12 protein-coding genes are annotated in these 16,811 nt (G+C 40.2%); all 12 read left to right on the plus strand.

Annotated features, from left to right (window positions below; all coding sequences use genetic code 11):
• Positions 1 to 822 (plus strand): transglutaminase domain-containing protein, encoded by an 822-nt coding sequence (locus tag LGZ99_RS11505; protein WP_036839199.1) that lies wholly within the window; start codon positions 1 to 3, stop codon positions 820 to 822.
• Positions 822 to 1,217, plus strand: a complete 396-nt coding sequence (locus tag LGZ99_RS11510; RefSeq protein WP_036839200.1) for a hotdog family protein — start codon at positions 822 to 824, stop codon at positions 1,215 to 1,217. The genes LGZ99_RS11505 and LGZ99_RS11510 overlap by 1 nt, the downstream gene beginning before the upstream one ends.
• A 263-nt stretch (positions 1,218 to 1,480) precedes the next feature.
• Positions 1,481 to 3,106, plus strand: a complete 1,626-nt coding sequence (locus LGZ99_RS11515) for a phenylalanine aminomutase (D-beta-phenylalanine forming) (protein ID WP_200875287.1) — start codon at positions 1,481 to 1,483, stop codon at positions 3,104 to 3,106.
• Between the two features lie 167 nt (positions 3,107 to 3,273).
• Complete coding sequence (locus LGZ99_RS11520) at positions 3,274 to 3,522, plus strand: hypothetical protein (protein ID WP_036839202.1); 249 nt, start codon at positions 3,274 to 3,276, stop codon at positions 3,520 to 3,522.
• 7 nt (positions 3,523 to 3,529) lie between these two features.
• A complete protein-coding gene (locus LGZ99_RS11525; RefSeq protein WP_036839203.1) occupies positions 3,530 to 5,113 on the plus strand; it encodes an AMP-binding protein in 1,584 nt (527 codons plus the stop codon).
• A 224-nt stretch (positions 5,114 to 5,337) separates the two neighbouring features.
• The gene (locus tag LGZ99_RS11530) at positions 5,338 to 7,020 is read left to right on the plus strand and encodes a non-ribosomal peptide synthetase (protein WP_036839207.1); all 1,683 of its coding nucleotides are present in this window, start codon (positions 5,338 to 5,340) and stop codon (positions 7,018 to 7,020) included.
• A gap of 293 nt (positions 7,021 to 7,313) precedes the next feature.
• Complete coding sequence (locus tag LGZ99_RS11535) at positions 7,314 to 7,721, plus strand: ester cyclase (protein WP_036839210.1); 408 nt, start codon at positions 7,314 to 7,316, stop codon at positions 7,719 to 7,721.
• Between the two features lie 58 nt (positions 7,722 to 7,779).
• The gene (locus LGZ99_RS11540; RefSeq protein WP_036839212.1) at positions 7,780 to 10,413 is read left to right on the plus strand and encodes a beta-ketoacyl [acyl carrier protein] synthase domain-containing protein; all 2,634 of its coding nucleotides are present in this window, start codon (positions 7,780 to 7,782) and stop codon (positions 10,411 to 10,413) included.
• The gene (locus LGZ99_RS11545; protein WP_036839214.1) at positions 10,406 to 10,708 is read left to right on the plus strand and encodes a Dabb family protein; all 303 of its coding nucleotides are present in this window, start codon (positions 10,406 to 10,408) and stop codon (positions 10,706 to 10,708) included. Before LGZ99_RS11540 ends, LGZ99_RS11545 begins: the two co-directional genes overlap by 8 nt.
• Positions 10,709 to 10,716: 8 nt before the next feature.
• Positions 10,717 to 13,632, plus strand: a complete 2,916-nt coding sequence (locus LGZ99_RS11550; RefSeq protein ID WP_262979123.1) for a beta-ketoacyl synthase N-terminal-like domain-containing protein — start codon at positions 10,717 to 10,719, stop codon at positions 13,630 to 13,632.
• A gap of 11 nt (positions 13,633 to 13,643) precedes the next feature.
• A complete protein-coding gene (locus LGZ99_RS11555) occupies positions 13,644 to 15,368 on the plus strand; it encodes an AMP-binding protein (protein ID WP_262979124.1) in 1,725 nt (574 codons plus the stop codon).
• Positions 15,369 to 15,505: 137 nt separating this feature from the next.
• Positions 15,506 to 16,387, plus strand: a complete 882-nt coding sequence (locus LGZ99_RS11560; RefSeq protein WP_023043945.1) for a hypothetical protein — start codon at positions 15,506 to 15,508, stop codon at positions 16,385 to 16,387.
• The last annotated feature ends 424 nt before the right edge of the window (positions 16,388 to 16,811 follow it).

A 16,811-nucleotide genomic window follows, 5' to 3' on the forward strand; every position in this document is an offset into this window, starting at 1 on the left:
ATGATAGATTATTCAACGCAATCATATAATACGACACTGGGTGATTCTGTCCTTAGTATTAATACGATTAATAGTTCTCCTCTAAGTTTAGCGAGAAACTGTAGGAATATTATAGAGCATCAGAGTGGCGTCAACTCTCATAATATACCCTTATCTAGACATAAGGATTATGAGCTTCGTACAGCTTCGGAAGTTCTTAAAGAGGCATATAGACGAGGTCTTGACTTAAACTCTGAAAATCCTTTTGAAAAAAAAATAATTGGAAATTGTCAAACAATTTCACTGTTATGTCTAGGAATTATGCGTGAATTGGGAATTCCTTCGAGGTATCGATTTTGCTTGTGTACATATTTTAAATCAGGTTCATATGTTGAACACATCGTAATTGAGTATTGGTGTTTTTCAAGTAACACGTGGAAAGTTTTAGATCCAACAGTCACTCATGAGATTATTGAAAAAAATAAGACTTCTATTGATTTTGACTTTGATAATATACCTAAAAAGAAATCTAATATATTTACAGATCTATGGAAAAATTACAGACGAGGCGATTTAGATATTGATGAGTTACATCATAAATCATACAAAAAAATTGTTGGATTTGAACGGTTCGTGTGGAGAACATTGCAGGATATCTTAGCTTTAAATAAAGTAGAGTTGTTTTATTGGGATTACTTCGATTTTAAAAAGTATGTGAATGATCCCACGTTAGTTGATGTGCTAATTGATAATATAGATGAAAACAAGAAAAAGATCTCTAATATTAATATTAACTTTGACGGCTTTACTAATTTACACCCCTACCAAAGAGATTATAAATAATGCAAGATTTTATTAAAGGTGCACATGCTGAACCTTTTTCCTTTATTCACTCAGTTGAGTCTATCTCTAAAGATGAAGTCACTGCACGATCTAATTTTTCTACTGAGAGTACATATAGAGAGTGCTGTCAAAATTCTTGGCATTTAATTGTGGAATCCTTAGCTCAGGCAGCGGGGATACATATAAAAAATCAACTTGATATTAACTACAATGGATATTTAGTAGGAGTGGATGATTTAAATATTGAGAATGCCAATGTACTTATGGAGGATTACTTCTTGGTGGCTAGAATGATAAGTAATATTGATAATAAGTACTTGTATCATTGCGAGGCCACTGACGATATGCATCGCTCTATCTTAACCTGTAGGATTTTACTGTCCAACTCAAATTAAATTACAGAATGAATAAAATGTTCCTTATTTTGAATTGGTTTCTTTCTCCAGTGCCGTAAATTCAAAAAAGGAGACGTTTTTATGGCAAAGTCTATTTTGGCTCTGATCACCTCCCTTATTACACTAGCTCCTATCTGACGATTTACTCCCGCTTTTAACCATGTTCTATTTTTAAACTGCTTTCGGTTATGAGCTAGTTTATTGTTCGATTAAGTTTCATGGGCATTATTTATGCTCAGTATAAATCATTAATGGATAAAAAAATGAAAACAAAAGATAGAGTTATTAGCGAACCAGTAATTGATGATGATGAAAACTTAACTTCATTGAGCTTGAAAAGTTTCCATATAGAATTTAATAAGGAAGCTTCCCTTGAAGATATTTCATACGCAGCTATAAATCATTTACCAGTGACCCTAGATGATGAAGTGATCGCTAGAGTCGAAAAGTCACGTCATATTTTAGAAAATATGGTAGAGGAAAATCGAGTTATTTATGGTGTAAATACAAGCATGGGGGGCTTTGTCAATTATATTGTTCCTATTGATAAAGCGAGTGAGTTACAAAACAATTTAATTAACGCAGTTGCTACTAATGTAGGCGCATTTTTTGACGATACGACCGTCAGAGCAACAATGTTGGCGCGAATTGTGTCGCTGTCTCGTGGTAACTCCGCGATTTCTGTGGCTAACTTCTGTAAATTGATTGACGTTTATAACAAAGGAGTTGTCCCTTGCGTTCCTGAAAAGGGGTCTTTGGGCACCAGTGGTGATCTTGGGCCATTGGCAGCGATTGCTCTTGTTTGTACAGGCCAATGGAAAGCACGATATCAGGGGGAGCAAATGAGTGGTATCGAGGCGCTTGAAAAAGCAGGTATCTCCCCAATGGTACTGAGCTTTAAAGAAGGGATAGCGCTGATCAATGGTACCTCAGCGATGGTAGGTTTGGGGTCGTTATTGTATGACGAAGTGAAGCAGGTGTTTGATACTTACCTTACTATCAGTGCGCTGTCTATTGAAGGACTACATGGTAAAACCAAACCATTTGACCCAGCCGTACACAAGCTTAAACCACACAAAGGGCAACTCGAAGTCGCAACTGCCATATGGAATATATTAGCTGAGTCGTCTCTGGCGGTGAATGAACATGATGTAGAAAAAATAATTTCTCAAGAAATGGATGGTTTGGTCAAGCCAAGCAGCCATCAGATAGAGGATGCTTACTCTATTCGTTGTACGCCGCAAATTCTTGGACCTATTGCTGATAATCTCAAGAATATTGAACAAACTTTAAAGAATGAGCTGAATTCATCTAACGATAACCCGTTGATTGATCAAAACACTGAGGAAGTATTCCATAACGGTCACTTTCATGGTCAATATATCGCAATGGAGATGGATCATCTGAATATTGCACTTGTCACGATAATGAATTTATCAAACCGTCGGATTGATAGATTTATGGATAAATCCAACAGCAATGGTTTACCTGCATTTTTATGTGCAGAAAATGCTGGATTAAGATTAGGCTTAATGGGTGGACAATTTATGACTGCGTCAATAACAGCCGAATCCCGAGCATCGTGTATGCCTATGTCTATTCAGTCCCTTAGCAGCACCGGTGACTTTCAGGATATTGTTTCGTTAGGTTTGGTGTCTGCTAGACGAGTCAGAGAACAGTTGAAGAACTTAAAGTATGTTATGGCTTTTGAGTTATTATGTGCTTGTCAGGCAGTCGATATTCGTGGTAACGCTGGCTTGAGTACAGCTACCCGAGCTCTCTATGAAAAAACGCGTAATCAAGTCCCCTATTTGGACGAAGATAAAACAATCACGGACTATATTGAATTTATTGTGAAAAACGTGCTAACAAAAAATTCTGACATTTAATTGATATATACCCAATAGATTTCAAGTTGCAGCGCGGCGGCAAGTGAACGCAGCCAACAAAGCAGCAACTTGAAAGATGAAGGGTATAAATCCGCATGATTATACAGTTATATCTATATAATAATATATTTTAAATCACTATAAATATAGTGTTTGGAGATTGTAAAGTGGAAAAGTCGACGATTGAAAAAGAGCTTAAAAATGAAATTGACAAAATATGCAATTATAATGTAAGCACTAAAATTTCAGGAGATACAAAACTAAAAAACCATCTAGATTCAGTTGATATTCTTCGATTTATACACAAAATTAACACAGATTACAATTTGAATTTTGGTAGTAAAATAGAAGATGAGAAATACTTAGATACATTTAATTCGATTGTTTCTTGGGTTCATAGTTCTATAAATAAATAAGATAAAAATGAAAAAAAACAATTTGATATTAATGATAAAACGCTTTAAAAATAATCATAACGTAGCTTATTACGATCATAACAATGGAAAAACATTTTCAGAGATTTATTCGGAAATAAAATCCATATTAAATTACTTTGATTTTAAAGGGATGACCAAAGGGAAAAAAGTAATATCACTTATGGATAAGGCGTTTTCAGAGTTTTCGCTTTTTTATGCATGTTTATTAAAAGGAGTGGCTTTTTGCCCTCTGGATAATAATACACCATCAAACAGGCTATCAATGATAATATCAGATGTTAATCCTGATTTGATTGTCGCTGATGATTTTTATATTGGTGATGAAAGTTCATTTCGAGAAGATCTGTTAATTCATAAAGATTGTATAGTATCTAATGGGGAATTTATTTCTCCACTAGAGCATGATATATACTATGAAGATAGCTTAATCACGGATTACACTGACACTGTCGCGTATATTATTTTTACATCTGGATCTACAGGTAAGCCAAAAGGCGTTCAAATTACTCATGATAATTTCAATTCATTCATAGACGCATTATATCCTCAATACGTAAGTGAAAAACCTGAAAAATATTTATCTATTGGTCCTTTGTATTTTGACATGACCATTTTGGATAGTATTCTACCTCCACTATATGGGCATTCTGTATATTTATATAAACCGCCATTTATACCCAATATTTTCGCTAATATTATTGAAAGGTATAATATAACTAGATTTAGTTGTGTCCCGTCTGTACTAAAAATTTTGCTCCCACAACTCAGTGAGGGTGGGGTATTTAATCAGTTAAAATCGTTAAATCTAATTTTACTTGGTGCTGAAAAACCCAATGAACAATCGATTAAAACTTTATTGGAAAACATTCCTCAGCTTAAAGTCATAAATGCATATGGTCCTACAGAAGGCACTATGTGCTGCTTCTCCTCCGAAATTACTAGCGATAATGTGACTAAAGATATAAGTATTGGCAAGCCATTTAGAGGGTTAGAGTATATTTTAGAAACAAGTTCTGGATATTCAAAATTTGGAGAAGGGAAGCTTTTAATCTCAGGAAATCAAATAATGAAGGGGTACATAAATCATTCGCAATGTGATGATCCATTTATTTTTCACAATAGTGTTAAATACTATGATACAAATGATATTGTTAAGGTTGGCGATGATGGTATCTTCTACTTTATAGGTAGATCAGATGACGAAGTCAAATTAAATGGATTCAGGGTACACCTTCAAGACGTTGAAATGAACATAAAGAAATTACTTAATATTGGTAATATATTTTTGCATAAATACAGCACCAATAGTAAAGATTACTTAGTTCTATCATACGAGGAAAATTCGATAGCAGACCCGAATGAATGTTTCATTAATTTAGAAAAATTGTTGCCAAAATACATGGTTCCTAATATTTTTTTAGTCTTCAAGTCATTGCCAAGGCTTCGAAATTCGAAATTGGATAGAAGTAAAATTCAATCAATAGTAAATGAAAAAATTGAATCCTCAAATAAAACTTTACCCTCGAGTAGATTTATTACTCTAAAAATACAGTCGTTTTTATTATCTTAATGGTGTTGCTCTAATGCTTCGCCAATTATGCAGTGCCCGGCATAATTGGTGTTATCATATAGTAATCTAAAAATCATTTGGATCACTTTTACGTTTAAATATACCTTACAAAGTATTTAAAACTTAAGTCTGTTTGTGATTTTTCTGACTTATTATGCTTCGATATGATTTTTAATCAGGTGATTGATTTTAAATTTATTGTAAGTTAAATAAAGGGAAACTTAATGAAAAATGTTAACCTAAAGAATGCACTTCGCGCTGTAAGAGAGCGTTATGCAAGGAAAACTGCCATCGTATCGAATGGAGTGGCATATTCATATAGCGAGTTGAATAAATTAATCAAAATTTGTAAAAAAGCTATAGCACGCAGTGATACGACAGTTCTGATAAATGTCGATGATAGGCTGAAAGCAATAATTCTTATTTTGTCAGCAATTGATTGTGACGTAACTTTTATTCCTGTCGATAGTGATCGGCCCGATTCATTTTTAAAAAATATCACGGATAACTTTGCTAAGATTCGTATAATCAATGACGTATGTCTGGAAACGGGTGAACTCTTTTTGCAAACTATAGAGCACCATGATCACACGGATTCGCCTAGGTGCTTAGGCGATGAGGGAGTGATGTCGATAATGTATACTTCAGGCTCCACTGGCAAACCAAAAGGTGTGTTGGTAAGGTCTAACTCCGTGTTTAATTTGTTGTATCGTCCTTCGTTCATCTCGCTCAGTGATGAAGATGTCGTTGCATCCTACTCCTCGTTATCATTCGATGCTTCAACGTTTGAAATCTTTAGCCCCTTATTAGCAGGTGGTACTCTAGTTTTGTTGGACAAGATGACGGTGCTTGACGAAGAGATTCTTGTCCAATTCATTGAACGATATAAGATATCTTGCATGTGGATGACAGCTGGCTTGTTTAGGAATCACATGTTGTCAGGTTACTGCAAGGCGTTGACTAAGCTCAAACACCTGATTACTGGCGGGGATAGAGTCGACCACCAAGCCGCGGTTGCATTTCTTGAAAGTACATCCTTTACAAAGCTCTACCATGCCTATGGCCCCACCGAAAACACGGTGTTCACGACAATATCTGAGTTAGAACTCAGCAGTATAAGAGAAGAGAAACGCCTTCCAATTGGAAAACTTGTACAAGGTGTCGACTACTTACTGTACGACGAAGATACTGGGCATTATCTTAAAACTGGAGTGGGTCATCTGTATGTCTCTGGAAAGGGGCTCTCTGCCGGCTATCATAATAATCCCACCGAAACAGATAAGGCGTTCTGTACCATCGACAACACCCGATATTACGATACGGGTGATGTCGTGGAATATACGGAGAATGGTGAATTTTACTTTTTAGGTCGGCAGGACCGCCAGGTTAAGTTAAATGGGCATCGAGTAGAACTCGATGATATTGAGAAAAATCTGGAGAATGATGAGCTGATAGTTAAAGCGTTATGCTTTATGTGGCAAGAGCACCTTGTTGCCTTGATAGAGAGCAAAAATAAAGAGTTTGAATTAGAGTCTCTGATATCACGAGCGCGTTCTCAACTGAGTGCCTATGCCATCCCCGACTTCTTTATCGAAAATAATGAATGGCCACTCAGTAAAAATAATAAAGTTGACACAAAGTATTTAATAAATAATACCATCAAGATATTGGAAAATCGTCAAAATAGGTCTACTAGCAATTCGGTAAAAAGTATCGTCGAAGAGATACTAGGAAAATGTATTAATCATCGTAGCATCGGCTTATTTGATATTGGATTTGATTCTCTATCAATGCTCACATTAAGTCATAAACTAAGTAAATCATTTGATATAAAAATTACCTTACTTGACCTTTACTCTTCAGGAACATTGGAAGAAGTAGAAAATTTGGTTACGTCTAAAAAATAAAAATAGCCAGAAGCCCGTTCTATATTTCATGAGTTACTCACATCAACCTTTAGACCTTCGAATAACGATATCACTTCCTTTCGCTAACCAGTGATTTAGTGACTTTTGTCGTCGGCATATTCTTCTCAGACAATGAACACAAGATATTTATTACTTCACCTATGAGCGTGTGGATTGACGCTACAAAAGCTATTTCATCTATCAAACAAATAAATGCCTATTTCTACACGTCCGAGACGAGTAAATAGCAAAAACCCGATAACGGGAAATCAACTTATAAAAGGAGCCACATTATGAACAACTATAGTGAAACTGAATTGAAAAACATTGAAATCGTGAAATCCCTGTACACGGATGTGTTTGATACTGGCAACTGTCCAGTGGTCAATAATTACTACCATGATGATGCAAAGTGTCATTTAAAAGGTAAAACACTGCTCGTTGAACAAATGAAAGGTGGGATGGCGGAGTTTGTCGAAAAGCACACATCGATTTCAACCTCGATTGAGTCGCTCTTTGCCGTCGGGGACCGTACCTATGCGCGTTTGAATCGTCAGGCGACATTGAAAGGTGAAGAACAGGTTCGTGATATTGAAATTATGGTGGAAAAACGATTTGTTGACGGAAAAGTCGCCGAATTGTGGTTCATGGTTGATGACGAAATATACAGCAATATTTGGCTAAATCAGCTCTCAGCATAACCCCCAAAATCTGGGCATGGAGATCTCCCTTCATGCCTATTACATAGGTAAAAAGAAAATGGATATAGCAATTACTGGCTTCTCCTTTCGCCTTCCTGGTGCAGGTAACATTTTAGAATTAGAAGCGTTGTTGGAGTCAGGTCAAGATGCTCTTACCTTTCCTTCCTATACCCCTAACAACCGCGACGGTTGGGTCAGCCGGGCGGGCTATTTGACCGACGCTGATCAATTTGATTACGAGTTATTTGGCATTTCCCTTCGCGATAGCTACGTAATAGAGCCTCAGCAGCGGATGTTCATTCAATGTGCATGGCGGGCTTTAGAACAGGCAGGTTATAACCCGAAGCGCTGTGAGCAGACTGTTGGTGTCTATTCCTCATCTTCTGACAGTCATTACCCTTCCTATCTCGCTGACAGCGAATTAGCGTTGGATAAATATGATCCCTTCGAGATAGAGATTGGCGCGAACAAAGAGCAGCAATCGTTGCGTTGTGCTTATTTATTTGATCTGAAAGGACCGGCAGTAGGCATCCAATCGGCATGTTCTAGTGGTTTACTTTCTGTCCATATGGCAATGCAAGGGATCGCAAGTGGTGATTGTGACATAGCTATCGCCGGTGGCGCCTGTCTCCCTTACCCACTCCATTCAGGTTATCAGTATCAGCCAGGTATGAACCTATCGCAAAGCGGCGTGCTGGCATCCTACTCTAGCAGTGCTGATGGCATGGTTCCGGGGTTTGGCTGCGTGGTGTTTGTCCTCAAGGCACTCTACAAAGCGCGCAATGATAAAGACACCATTTTCGGCGTGTTGTCGGCGAGTAGTATTAATAATGATGGTCGGGCTAAGTCTAGTTATATGGCGCCCTCCGTTAAGGGTGTCGCAAGAAACATTCAAAATGTGCTGGCGAAATCTGCATTGGATGTCCATGAAATAGATTTTGTCGAAGGGCATGGCTCAGGCACCAAAATCGGTGATGTGTTAGAAACCGCAGCGTTGAAAAAAGCCTTTGAAAATAGTGGACTAGAGATTAACAGCATTGCATTGTCTTCGGTTAAAGCCAATGTTGGGCATCTTGACGTCGCAGCGGGTCATGCGGGTCTGTTAAAGTCGGTGCTGCAAGTATGGAATAGCAAGCTGTACCCTGCGGCCAATTTCTCAACGCTCAATCCGAACTTGAATTTGGAGCTATCCCCCTTCTATATTCCAACGAAAGTCCGTGAAAAAAATGACTTAACGGGGATAGTTAACTCATTGGGTATCGGTGGGACGAATTGCGCCTTGGTGATTCGTAGTGAAGAGTTTCGTTTATCGGTGCTGCCGACGACATCGGAGCCAATGGAAGTGCTGATTGGCGCAGAGAATGACGAACGCCTGAAAACTTTGCTGCGCCAGTTGCAAGCGGAAATAAAAAGAGATCATCTGTCATTAGAAGATGTGGCCTACACCTTAGCGAGACGTTCGATAGGGAAAGCGTGTATGGTGAAGTTTTCTGTTGAATCTCTCACCGAACTCCATGAGCAAATCGCAGCCTCAATTCGCTTAGGTATTGCCAGTCACCATTGGCCAATTTGTCTGAACAAGTACGTTGGAAAAACAGTATTAATTGAAGCAAGCGAAATCGATCCTGATTCTGTCGTGAGAGTCGAGTCCCACGCAATGATGCAGGAGAACGCCGAACTTGAAAAAAGGGACAGCGCCCGATCTGAACCGGCTGTTCGTCATGAAATCTTACGCACTATTTGGCTTGATAACTTGATGTTGAATGATGTTGAAGAGGAAGACAGTTTTTCAGATCTTGGCGGTCACTCGATACTAGCACTTTCGTTGGTCACGGACATTAACGCTGCTTTTGACCTCACTTTGACTTTAGATTGGGTGGAAAAGTTTGATGTCTTCTCTGCACAACTGCAAGAACTTCAAAGGCTAACAAGCAGAACAAAGCAGTTTTCGTTAGTGAAACCTTTATTTTTTCCTGACTCCGCCAAGCGAGCCACGCTTATCTTGATCCACGCTTCTATTTCAGGAGTGGAAGTGTACAAAAATCTGTCGAAGAGTATTTCTGATGAAACCGAAGTGATAGGGATAGATTCATATAATTTATACAACAAAAATAAAGTGGTTTCGATAGATAAACTCGCCGCCATCTATGCGGACGACATTTTGGGGCACGTAACAGATAAGACGACTCCAATCTTTATTGGAGGCTGGTCATTAGGCGGGTTATTGGCCAGAAAAATCACTGCTCTCTTGACAGGAAAACTGCCAGTAAAGGGCAATATCTTATTAGATTCTGTCAAATATTCCCCTTGCAGCGCTCCGCTGTTTTCGGATGAGAATCTGTCATATTTCATGGTCCTGGACCACTTTTCTAACACGCTTAGCTGTGACGACAGAGCGAGAGAAAATCTCAAAACAATATTTGAAATAGAAAGGCGTATGGTCAAGGACTTTCAAGATCCGGAGATCAATTTGCCAATACTTAATGTTGTCGCAACACGTTCTCTAACAAAAATAGATAATGACAAGGTTTCGGCAACATTTGAGTTGTTGAAAAGGAACCGCAATAACTGGCAAATAAATGAATTGATGACGGTTCGCAATATTCACACTGACCATGTCGGGCTGGTTGCAGATTCAAATATCAATGAAGTGTCAAACTGTATTCGAGGGTTCTTATATCAATATGTATAAACATATCATTTTATTTAAGTTTAGTGCGTCGCTGTCAACAACTGATGCACTGGACTTGCTTCGTCAGCTGGGTGAATTAAAAGCCAAGATACCCGAGATAAAAAAGTACAGCTATGGTCTCAATGATAGTGACAACCTCAATAATCACGGTTATCAGTACGCCTTTGTAATGGAATTTGACTCAAAACAAGATCGAGACGCTTATCAAATCAACCCACATCATCAAGCGTTCATCAATGAGAAGCTTAATTCAGTTATCTCAGAGGCAATTGTCTTCGATATGGTTACAGCTTAGGAGGAATGATGGAACATAAAATCGCAGTTACAGGTATGTCAGGGCTATTTCCAGAGGCCAGAGATTACAACGAATTTTGGGATAATCTTTGTAACGGTCGAGTGTCATACCATGCATATACCGATGAAGAAGGGCACGTGAGATCTAAGGGAAGATGTCCCGATCCGGAAACATTCGATGCTCATCGCTATCGGCTTTCAGAGAAAGACGCGATGGTTATGGACCCCCAAATAAGAAAATTCATTGAACTGATAGACTCGGCACTTATTGACGGTGATCACCTCGATCGTGACGCGTTAGGTACTGTCGCAGTAATTGCTACGCAAGGCAGCAACCATACTTACCATGATCAATTGCAAATAAACGTAACCAAAGGGCTCACCGAGCCGCCCAATGACCTACTCCTGAATCTGAACAAGGGCACGGACTTCATGGCCACTCGCGCTGCCCATATATTTAACTTTCAGGGACCGTGTTTCAATTTACAATCGGCGTGCTCGTCTTCACTGACAGCCATTGTTGAAGCCTGTTGGATGCTGCAAACAAAACGTTGTGATACCGTAATTTGTGGCGGAGTACATATCTCCTATCCTTTAGAAGTCGGATATAAGTATGAACCTGGATCGATCTATTCAAAAACGGGTGTGTGTCGACCATTTGATAACCATGCAGATGGTACTGTCTCTGCGGATGGGGGAGGTGTGGTTATCCTTAGGCGCCTTCAGGATGCCGAAAATAATGGGGATAATATCCACGCGGTTATCTCCAATGCGTTGAGCAACAATGATGGGTCCAAAAAAACCAGCTACGCCGCTCCCTCTGTGAATGGTCAACACCAACTGCTTGCTCAAGTGTATCGCTCTTCCGAGATAAACCCTCGCAACCTACAGTTCATCGAGTGTCACGCCACGGGGACGATAGTGGGCGATCCGCTGGAAGTTCAGGCCATCAGTCAATTAATGGACAGTTATGGGGTAGATCACGCTTTATCTCCGGTGGTTGTTGGTTCTGTCAAAGGCAATATCGGGCATCTCTTTTGGGCATCGGGGATCGCTTCCATGATCAAGTCAGTACTGTCGCTTAAGCAAGGTATCTACCCAGGGACATCAAATTTGACGCAGCTTAATGAACTGCTTAGCGATACGGTGAGACATAATCTGTTGTATACAGCAGACAATGTTCCCCTGGATCCAGATAAGCCAGCCATCGCGGCAATCAGCTCTATGGGGGTTGGGGGCACGAATGCCCATCTTGTTATTGAGGGCTATAACACTGGACATTCTATGAAGCCTAAGAAGGCTGATAACAAGGGGGCTCAGAACAGCATCTACTCGTTCTTTACCCAGACCAAAAGCTCGGACGACTCCTCCCATGTCAGCAACCAGGTCAAGGAGAAAGACAGCATTCAACAGAACGTGTTGACCAAAGCATCCTTATTGCCCTATGTACTGTCCTTCTATGAGCAGGTTCTCGGGGAAAGTGTGGTCAGCCCGGACAGTGACTACTTCGATCTTTACGGCGACTCTGTTACTGCGGTTGAGCTCATCGCTTTGTTTAAATCTGAGCTTGGCATTGAAGTGACCTCAGAAAGCATCTATGACTATTCAACTCCCGAGGCATTAGCCAGTGCCATAGTCACAGCACAGTCGTCAAAGACAGGGCAAGAAGCGGATAGCCAACAGGTGAATAATCGTACGCGTCAGGATGGATTGCTTTCCCCGTATCAGCAACGATTTTATTTGTTGGAAAAACTACAGCGCAGTGAGGCGAGCCAATACAATGTACCTTTGTGCTTTGAGATCCCAAAGGACTTCCCGACAGAACAGTTCACGCAGACTTTACATGAGATACTTACGCAGTTACCTCAGTTCAGCCAGCAATACAAGATAACGAGAGAGGGGCTTACGTTGGCGACCAGACGAGCGCAGTTGATTGAAATGACTGCGGTCGAGCTGACGCAGGAAAGTTCGCTGGAAGCGTCTTTAAAGGCAGTGTTTGAACAACGATTTGATTTGGAAAGTGGGGCTTTGTGCCGTGTGACGACTCTGACGCACAACGGACAGACATTCCTCACCCTCAACTTTCACCATATTGCGATAGATGGGATGGGTCTGCATAATTTACTGAACGCATTATCCTCTGTTAGTGAGGGGAACTCAGCACTAAACAGGATATATATCCCCCAGCAAGCGGATCCGGAGATTTCGGATAGCAGTCGTTCATTTTGGCGAGATATGCTGAGTCATGTCCCACGCACAGTGTTATCGAGTGGCTCTAAAATTTCAGCAGGTTCAAAGGGATTGGTGCCTGGTCTTCTTGTCTCCCACCTTTCTTCTGATCTGGTTGCTAGGGTTCAGAATGTGGCGCGTAGTCACAGAGTCACGCCGTTCGTCGTCTATTACGCTTTATTCAATTCTACGCTGGCAAACTTCCTGGATACCTCTGTTGTATGTACGGGCACGACGCTCGCCAACAGATCAGAATCAGATAGAGAAGCCATTGACTGTCGAATTAATAATATTCCGGTTGCAGTGAATTGTGGAACGGGACAGATTCGCGCGATCCTAAGTGAGACTGACCGAGCATTAAAAACCTGTATGCCTCATGCTCATGTGCCGCTAGAGGTGATTTCGTCATTAGCGGCAAGTCAAGGTCAAGGGCTGTATGACATTCTCTTTATGTATCAGAACCAGAATAAAGGGAACCTCTTAAGATACCGAAAATTCTCTATTCCTGAGTATGCCACTCGATATCAACCAGTCTATTGCAATTTGACGGTCAACCTGGTGCCAGAACAGGGGGGGTTAGACATCGAAATGATGTTCAATCAGACGAGTTATCCCAAGGAGATTGTGGCGAGTTTTATGTCGATGTTTCTGTCCAATATAAACAATTACTTACTAAATCTAGAAAGCCAAAACTGAACGGAGGGGTGATGAATTCTACATTTATTCAAAAATTTGAATCCACTGCGGAAATGTTGCCTAACAACATTGCACTCATTACAGCAAACCATTCAACGACCTATTCTCAGCTGCATCAAATAGCAAAACGTATTGCTGTGGGTATTCACACTGCAATGAGTGACGATGTGGAGGGTATAGTGCTCTGTTTGCAGAGAAATGAGTCGCTCATAGCAACAATTTTGGCGTGTCATTATCTTAGTATACCTTATATCCCCGTTGATCCCAGAACGGCCAAAGAGAAAATAGACCACATCCTCTCTCAATCTCGTTATTTGTACATCAGTAATGTGCAGAAGAGTGCATATCAGAAAACGTATTGTGTAACTGAGATCCTGAATGCCGACTCGCAGTTTGATGGAGAAACGATAGCGCGTCCATCCAAAGAGGCCTACCGTATCTATACGTCAGGCTCGACAGGAGAGCCCAAAGGAGTGATGGTCAGTCATGTTGGGTGTTCCAACTTAATTGAGCATTTTTGCTCGTTGCTGGAATCTAAGCCAGAACACACTTGGTTATCCTCAACCTCAATCTCATTTGATATTTTCTTCCTGGAATATGCGGCCCCTCTGTCTAGCGGCGGGACGTTGATCTTACTGACAGATAACCAGATTGCTTCACCGCAGCAGGTGGCGAGTCAATTGATACACTGGTCTCCTTCGGTCTACCAAGCCACGCCTTCTATGTTTAAAGGGCTTCTGGCTTATCTGGATAAGAGTTGGCGCTTCCAAAATGTTCTGGTAGGGGGAGAAGCGTTGTCGCAACAATTGTCCTCTTTACTATTTGAAAAAAGTGACTGGCTGTGCAACGTCTATGGTCCGACAGAAACAACGGTATGGTCCAGCGCGCACGTAATTAAACAAGCTGGGGATAAGCGTATTGGGCAACCGATACGTCATACCCAGCTGTTAGTGTTGAATGAGCAGCAACAAATGTGTAAATCAGGAGAGTTGGGACGCATTCATATTGGTGGAGACGGTCTGGCTATGGGCTATTTTAATAACCCTGAACTTACAGCGAGAAAATTCATTGAGGTGTGCATCGGCGGGCAGATCCAAACGCTGTACGATACAGATGACATTGGGTATGTTGATGATGAAGGAATTGTCAATTTTCTCCATAGGGATGGGGGGTTCATTAAGAATAATAGATATCGAATTGAACCTAGTGAAATAACGGATATCTTTGAATCAATAGAGGGTGTCACTGGCTCCGCTGTAATTCAAATTAATGACGAAAGTTCAGACTCTTCAAAATTGATCGGATGGGTTGAATGCTCTCATGTAACGGAGACGATGCTAAGGTCAGAGCTAGAGTCTAAATTGAGCTACTACTTGATCCCTCATCATATTTTCACTACCCCAAAACTACCTTACACACTGAGTGGTAAAGTGGACTCAAATACGCTTGAAGCGATGAGCTTAGCGCAACTGACGAAACCCGCAGCAGGTGTCGACACTGCTCCTGCGGGGCTGTGCCTCGAACTCTCTTCCCATCCGGCGGGTAAGATCTTGGGTCGATACTTGGATATCACTCTGATGTCAAAGGACGACAACTTTTTTGAACAAGGGTTAACGTCCATGCAAGCTATCTCTCTTCATATCGATATGCTCAACCTTTATCCCAACTTAGAGTTACATGAACTCTTCGAACGACCGTCTTTCCAGACGCTTATCGCTGAGCTTGAATCCGCGTAATTGTTACCCCCCTTGGTAATCTTTACCGCTTTTATGGTGTTTACGGCAACTCGAACCATTGCAGCATCTTAATATGTGAATCCAAGGCTACATTTTATTGTTCGTTAAGAAATTGTTTTATAAATAAGGTGATAATTTTGATATCTGAACATATTAAAAGATTATATACTAATCGATTGGAAACCAATTATGATTATTTTTATGAAGAGATTCCTGATTCTCTCGATGAAATATTTAAAACTGCAAGAAATATAGTAGAGCATTATAAAGGTATAAATAAATATCGGATAAGCCCTGAAAGATATCGAGATATTGATATAAGTCAACCTAATATTATACTTGAGAGATTGTATCAAGCTAATGTTACGTCACTAATGAGTCCGATTTCTTTTGAAAATAAGCTGGTCGGTCACTGCTTGACCATATCAATTGTTGCACTTGATATTATGCGATATAAAAAAATTCCATCGAGAATGAGGTATGCATATTGTACTTACTTTATCGAAGATATATTTCCTGAACAAATATTGATTGAATATTGGTGCTTTGATAGAAAAGAGTGGATTTGGGGTGATCCGTCCATAAACCAAGCAATACTTGACTATAATGGTATTTCTGAACGCTTTAATTTTTTTGATGTCGATAAAACACTCTCCCAACCTGTCTATTTGGTCTGGAATAGGTTGAGAAAAGGAGAACTGGATTTTAATATGTACCGTGGCATTAATAACGTTGATGACCATAATGGTGTATTAAAGGAAGTAGCTCGAATTCTTATTAATGATTTGGCGATGATTAATAACTTAGTATTATCTGTTTATGACTATGTTATATCCCCTTATGAATCCGGCAACTTGAGTGATAGCTTATATTGTTTTTTGGATGAAGTTTCGGAAAAAATGATGGATTCCCAGCATTGTCTTATTAGTTATGATGACTCTAATCCCATAATGTGTAAACCGCAAGCGGTTATTCGAAAAAGTGTATTTCAGAAAAGTGAGCAATGCTTCACAGTATAGTCTTTCGTGACCCAGTTGTGTTTTAATAGGGGATATCGAGTCGCGCAAGGGAACTTATCCCCCTGCGCTCCCACGGAACCGGACGTGAAAGTCTCCCGTCATCCGGTTCTTGTCGTTGACCGTTAGCATCGCGTACAAATTTCCCAGTGTGCAAACAGACTGGGTTTAGCGCTCCGTATCCTGTCTAACTATTCATACGCCTGAGCCAGACTACCGTGTACCCGCTTGTATTTGCGGATAACCCATTTAGCAAGGTGCAAGTAGTACTAGAAATCGGACTTATGCCTCAGAAAAATCAACAGAGTGATCCAGCGCAAGCAACGGATTACCTTTCTGAAAAATTGCACTTATTAGTCGAATCCGCTATTAAATAGTTACTTAACGGCGTGTACTATTCCGTTGCTTCTGAACCCCTATTATTGCT

It is taken from the genome of Photorhabdus temperata (assembly GCF_025384845.1).
GTDB classification, from domain to species: domain Bacteria; phylum Pseudomonadota; class Gammaproteobacteria; order Enterobacterales; family Enterobacteriaceae; genus Photorhabdus; species Photorhabdus temperata.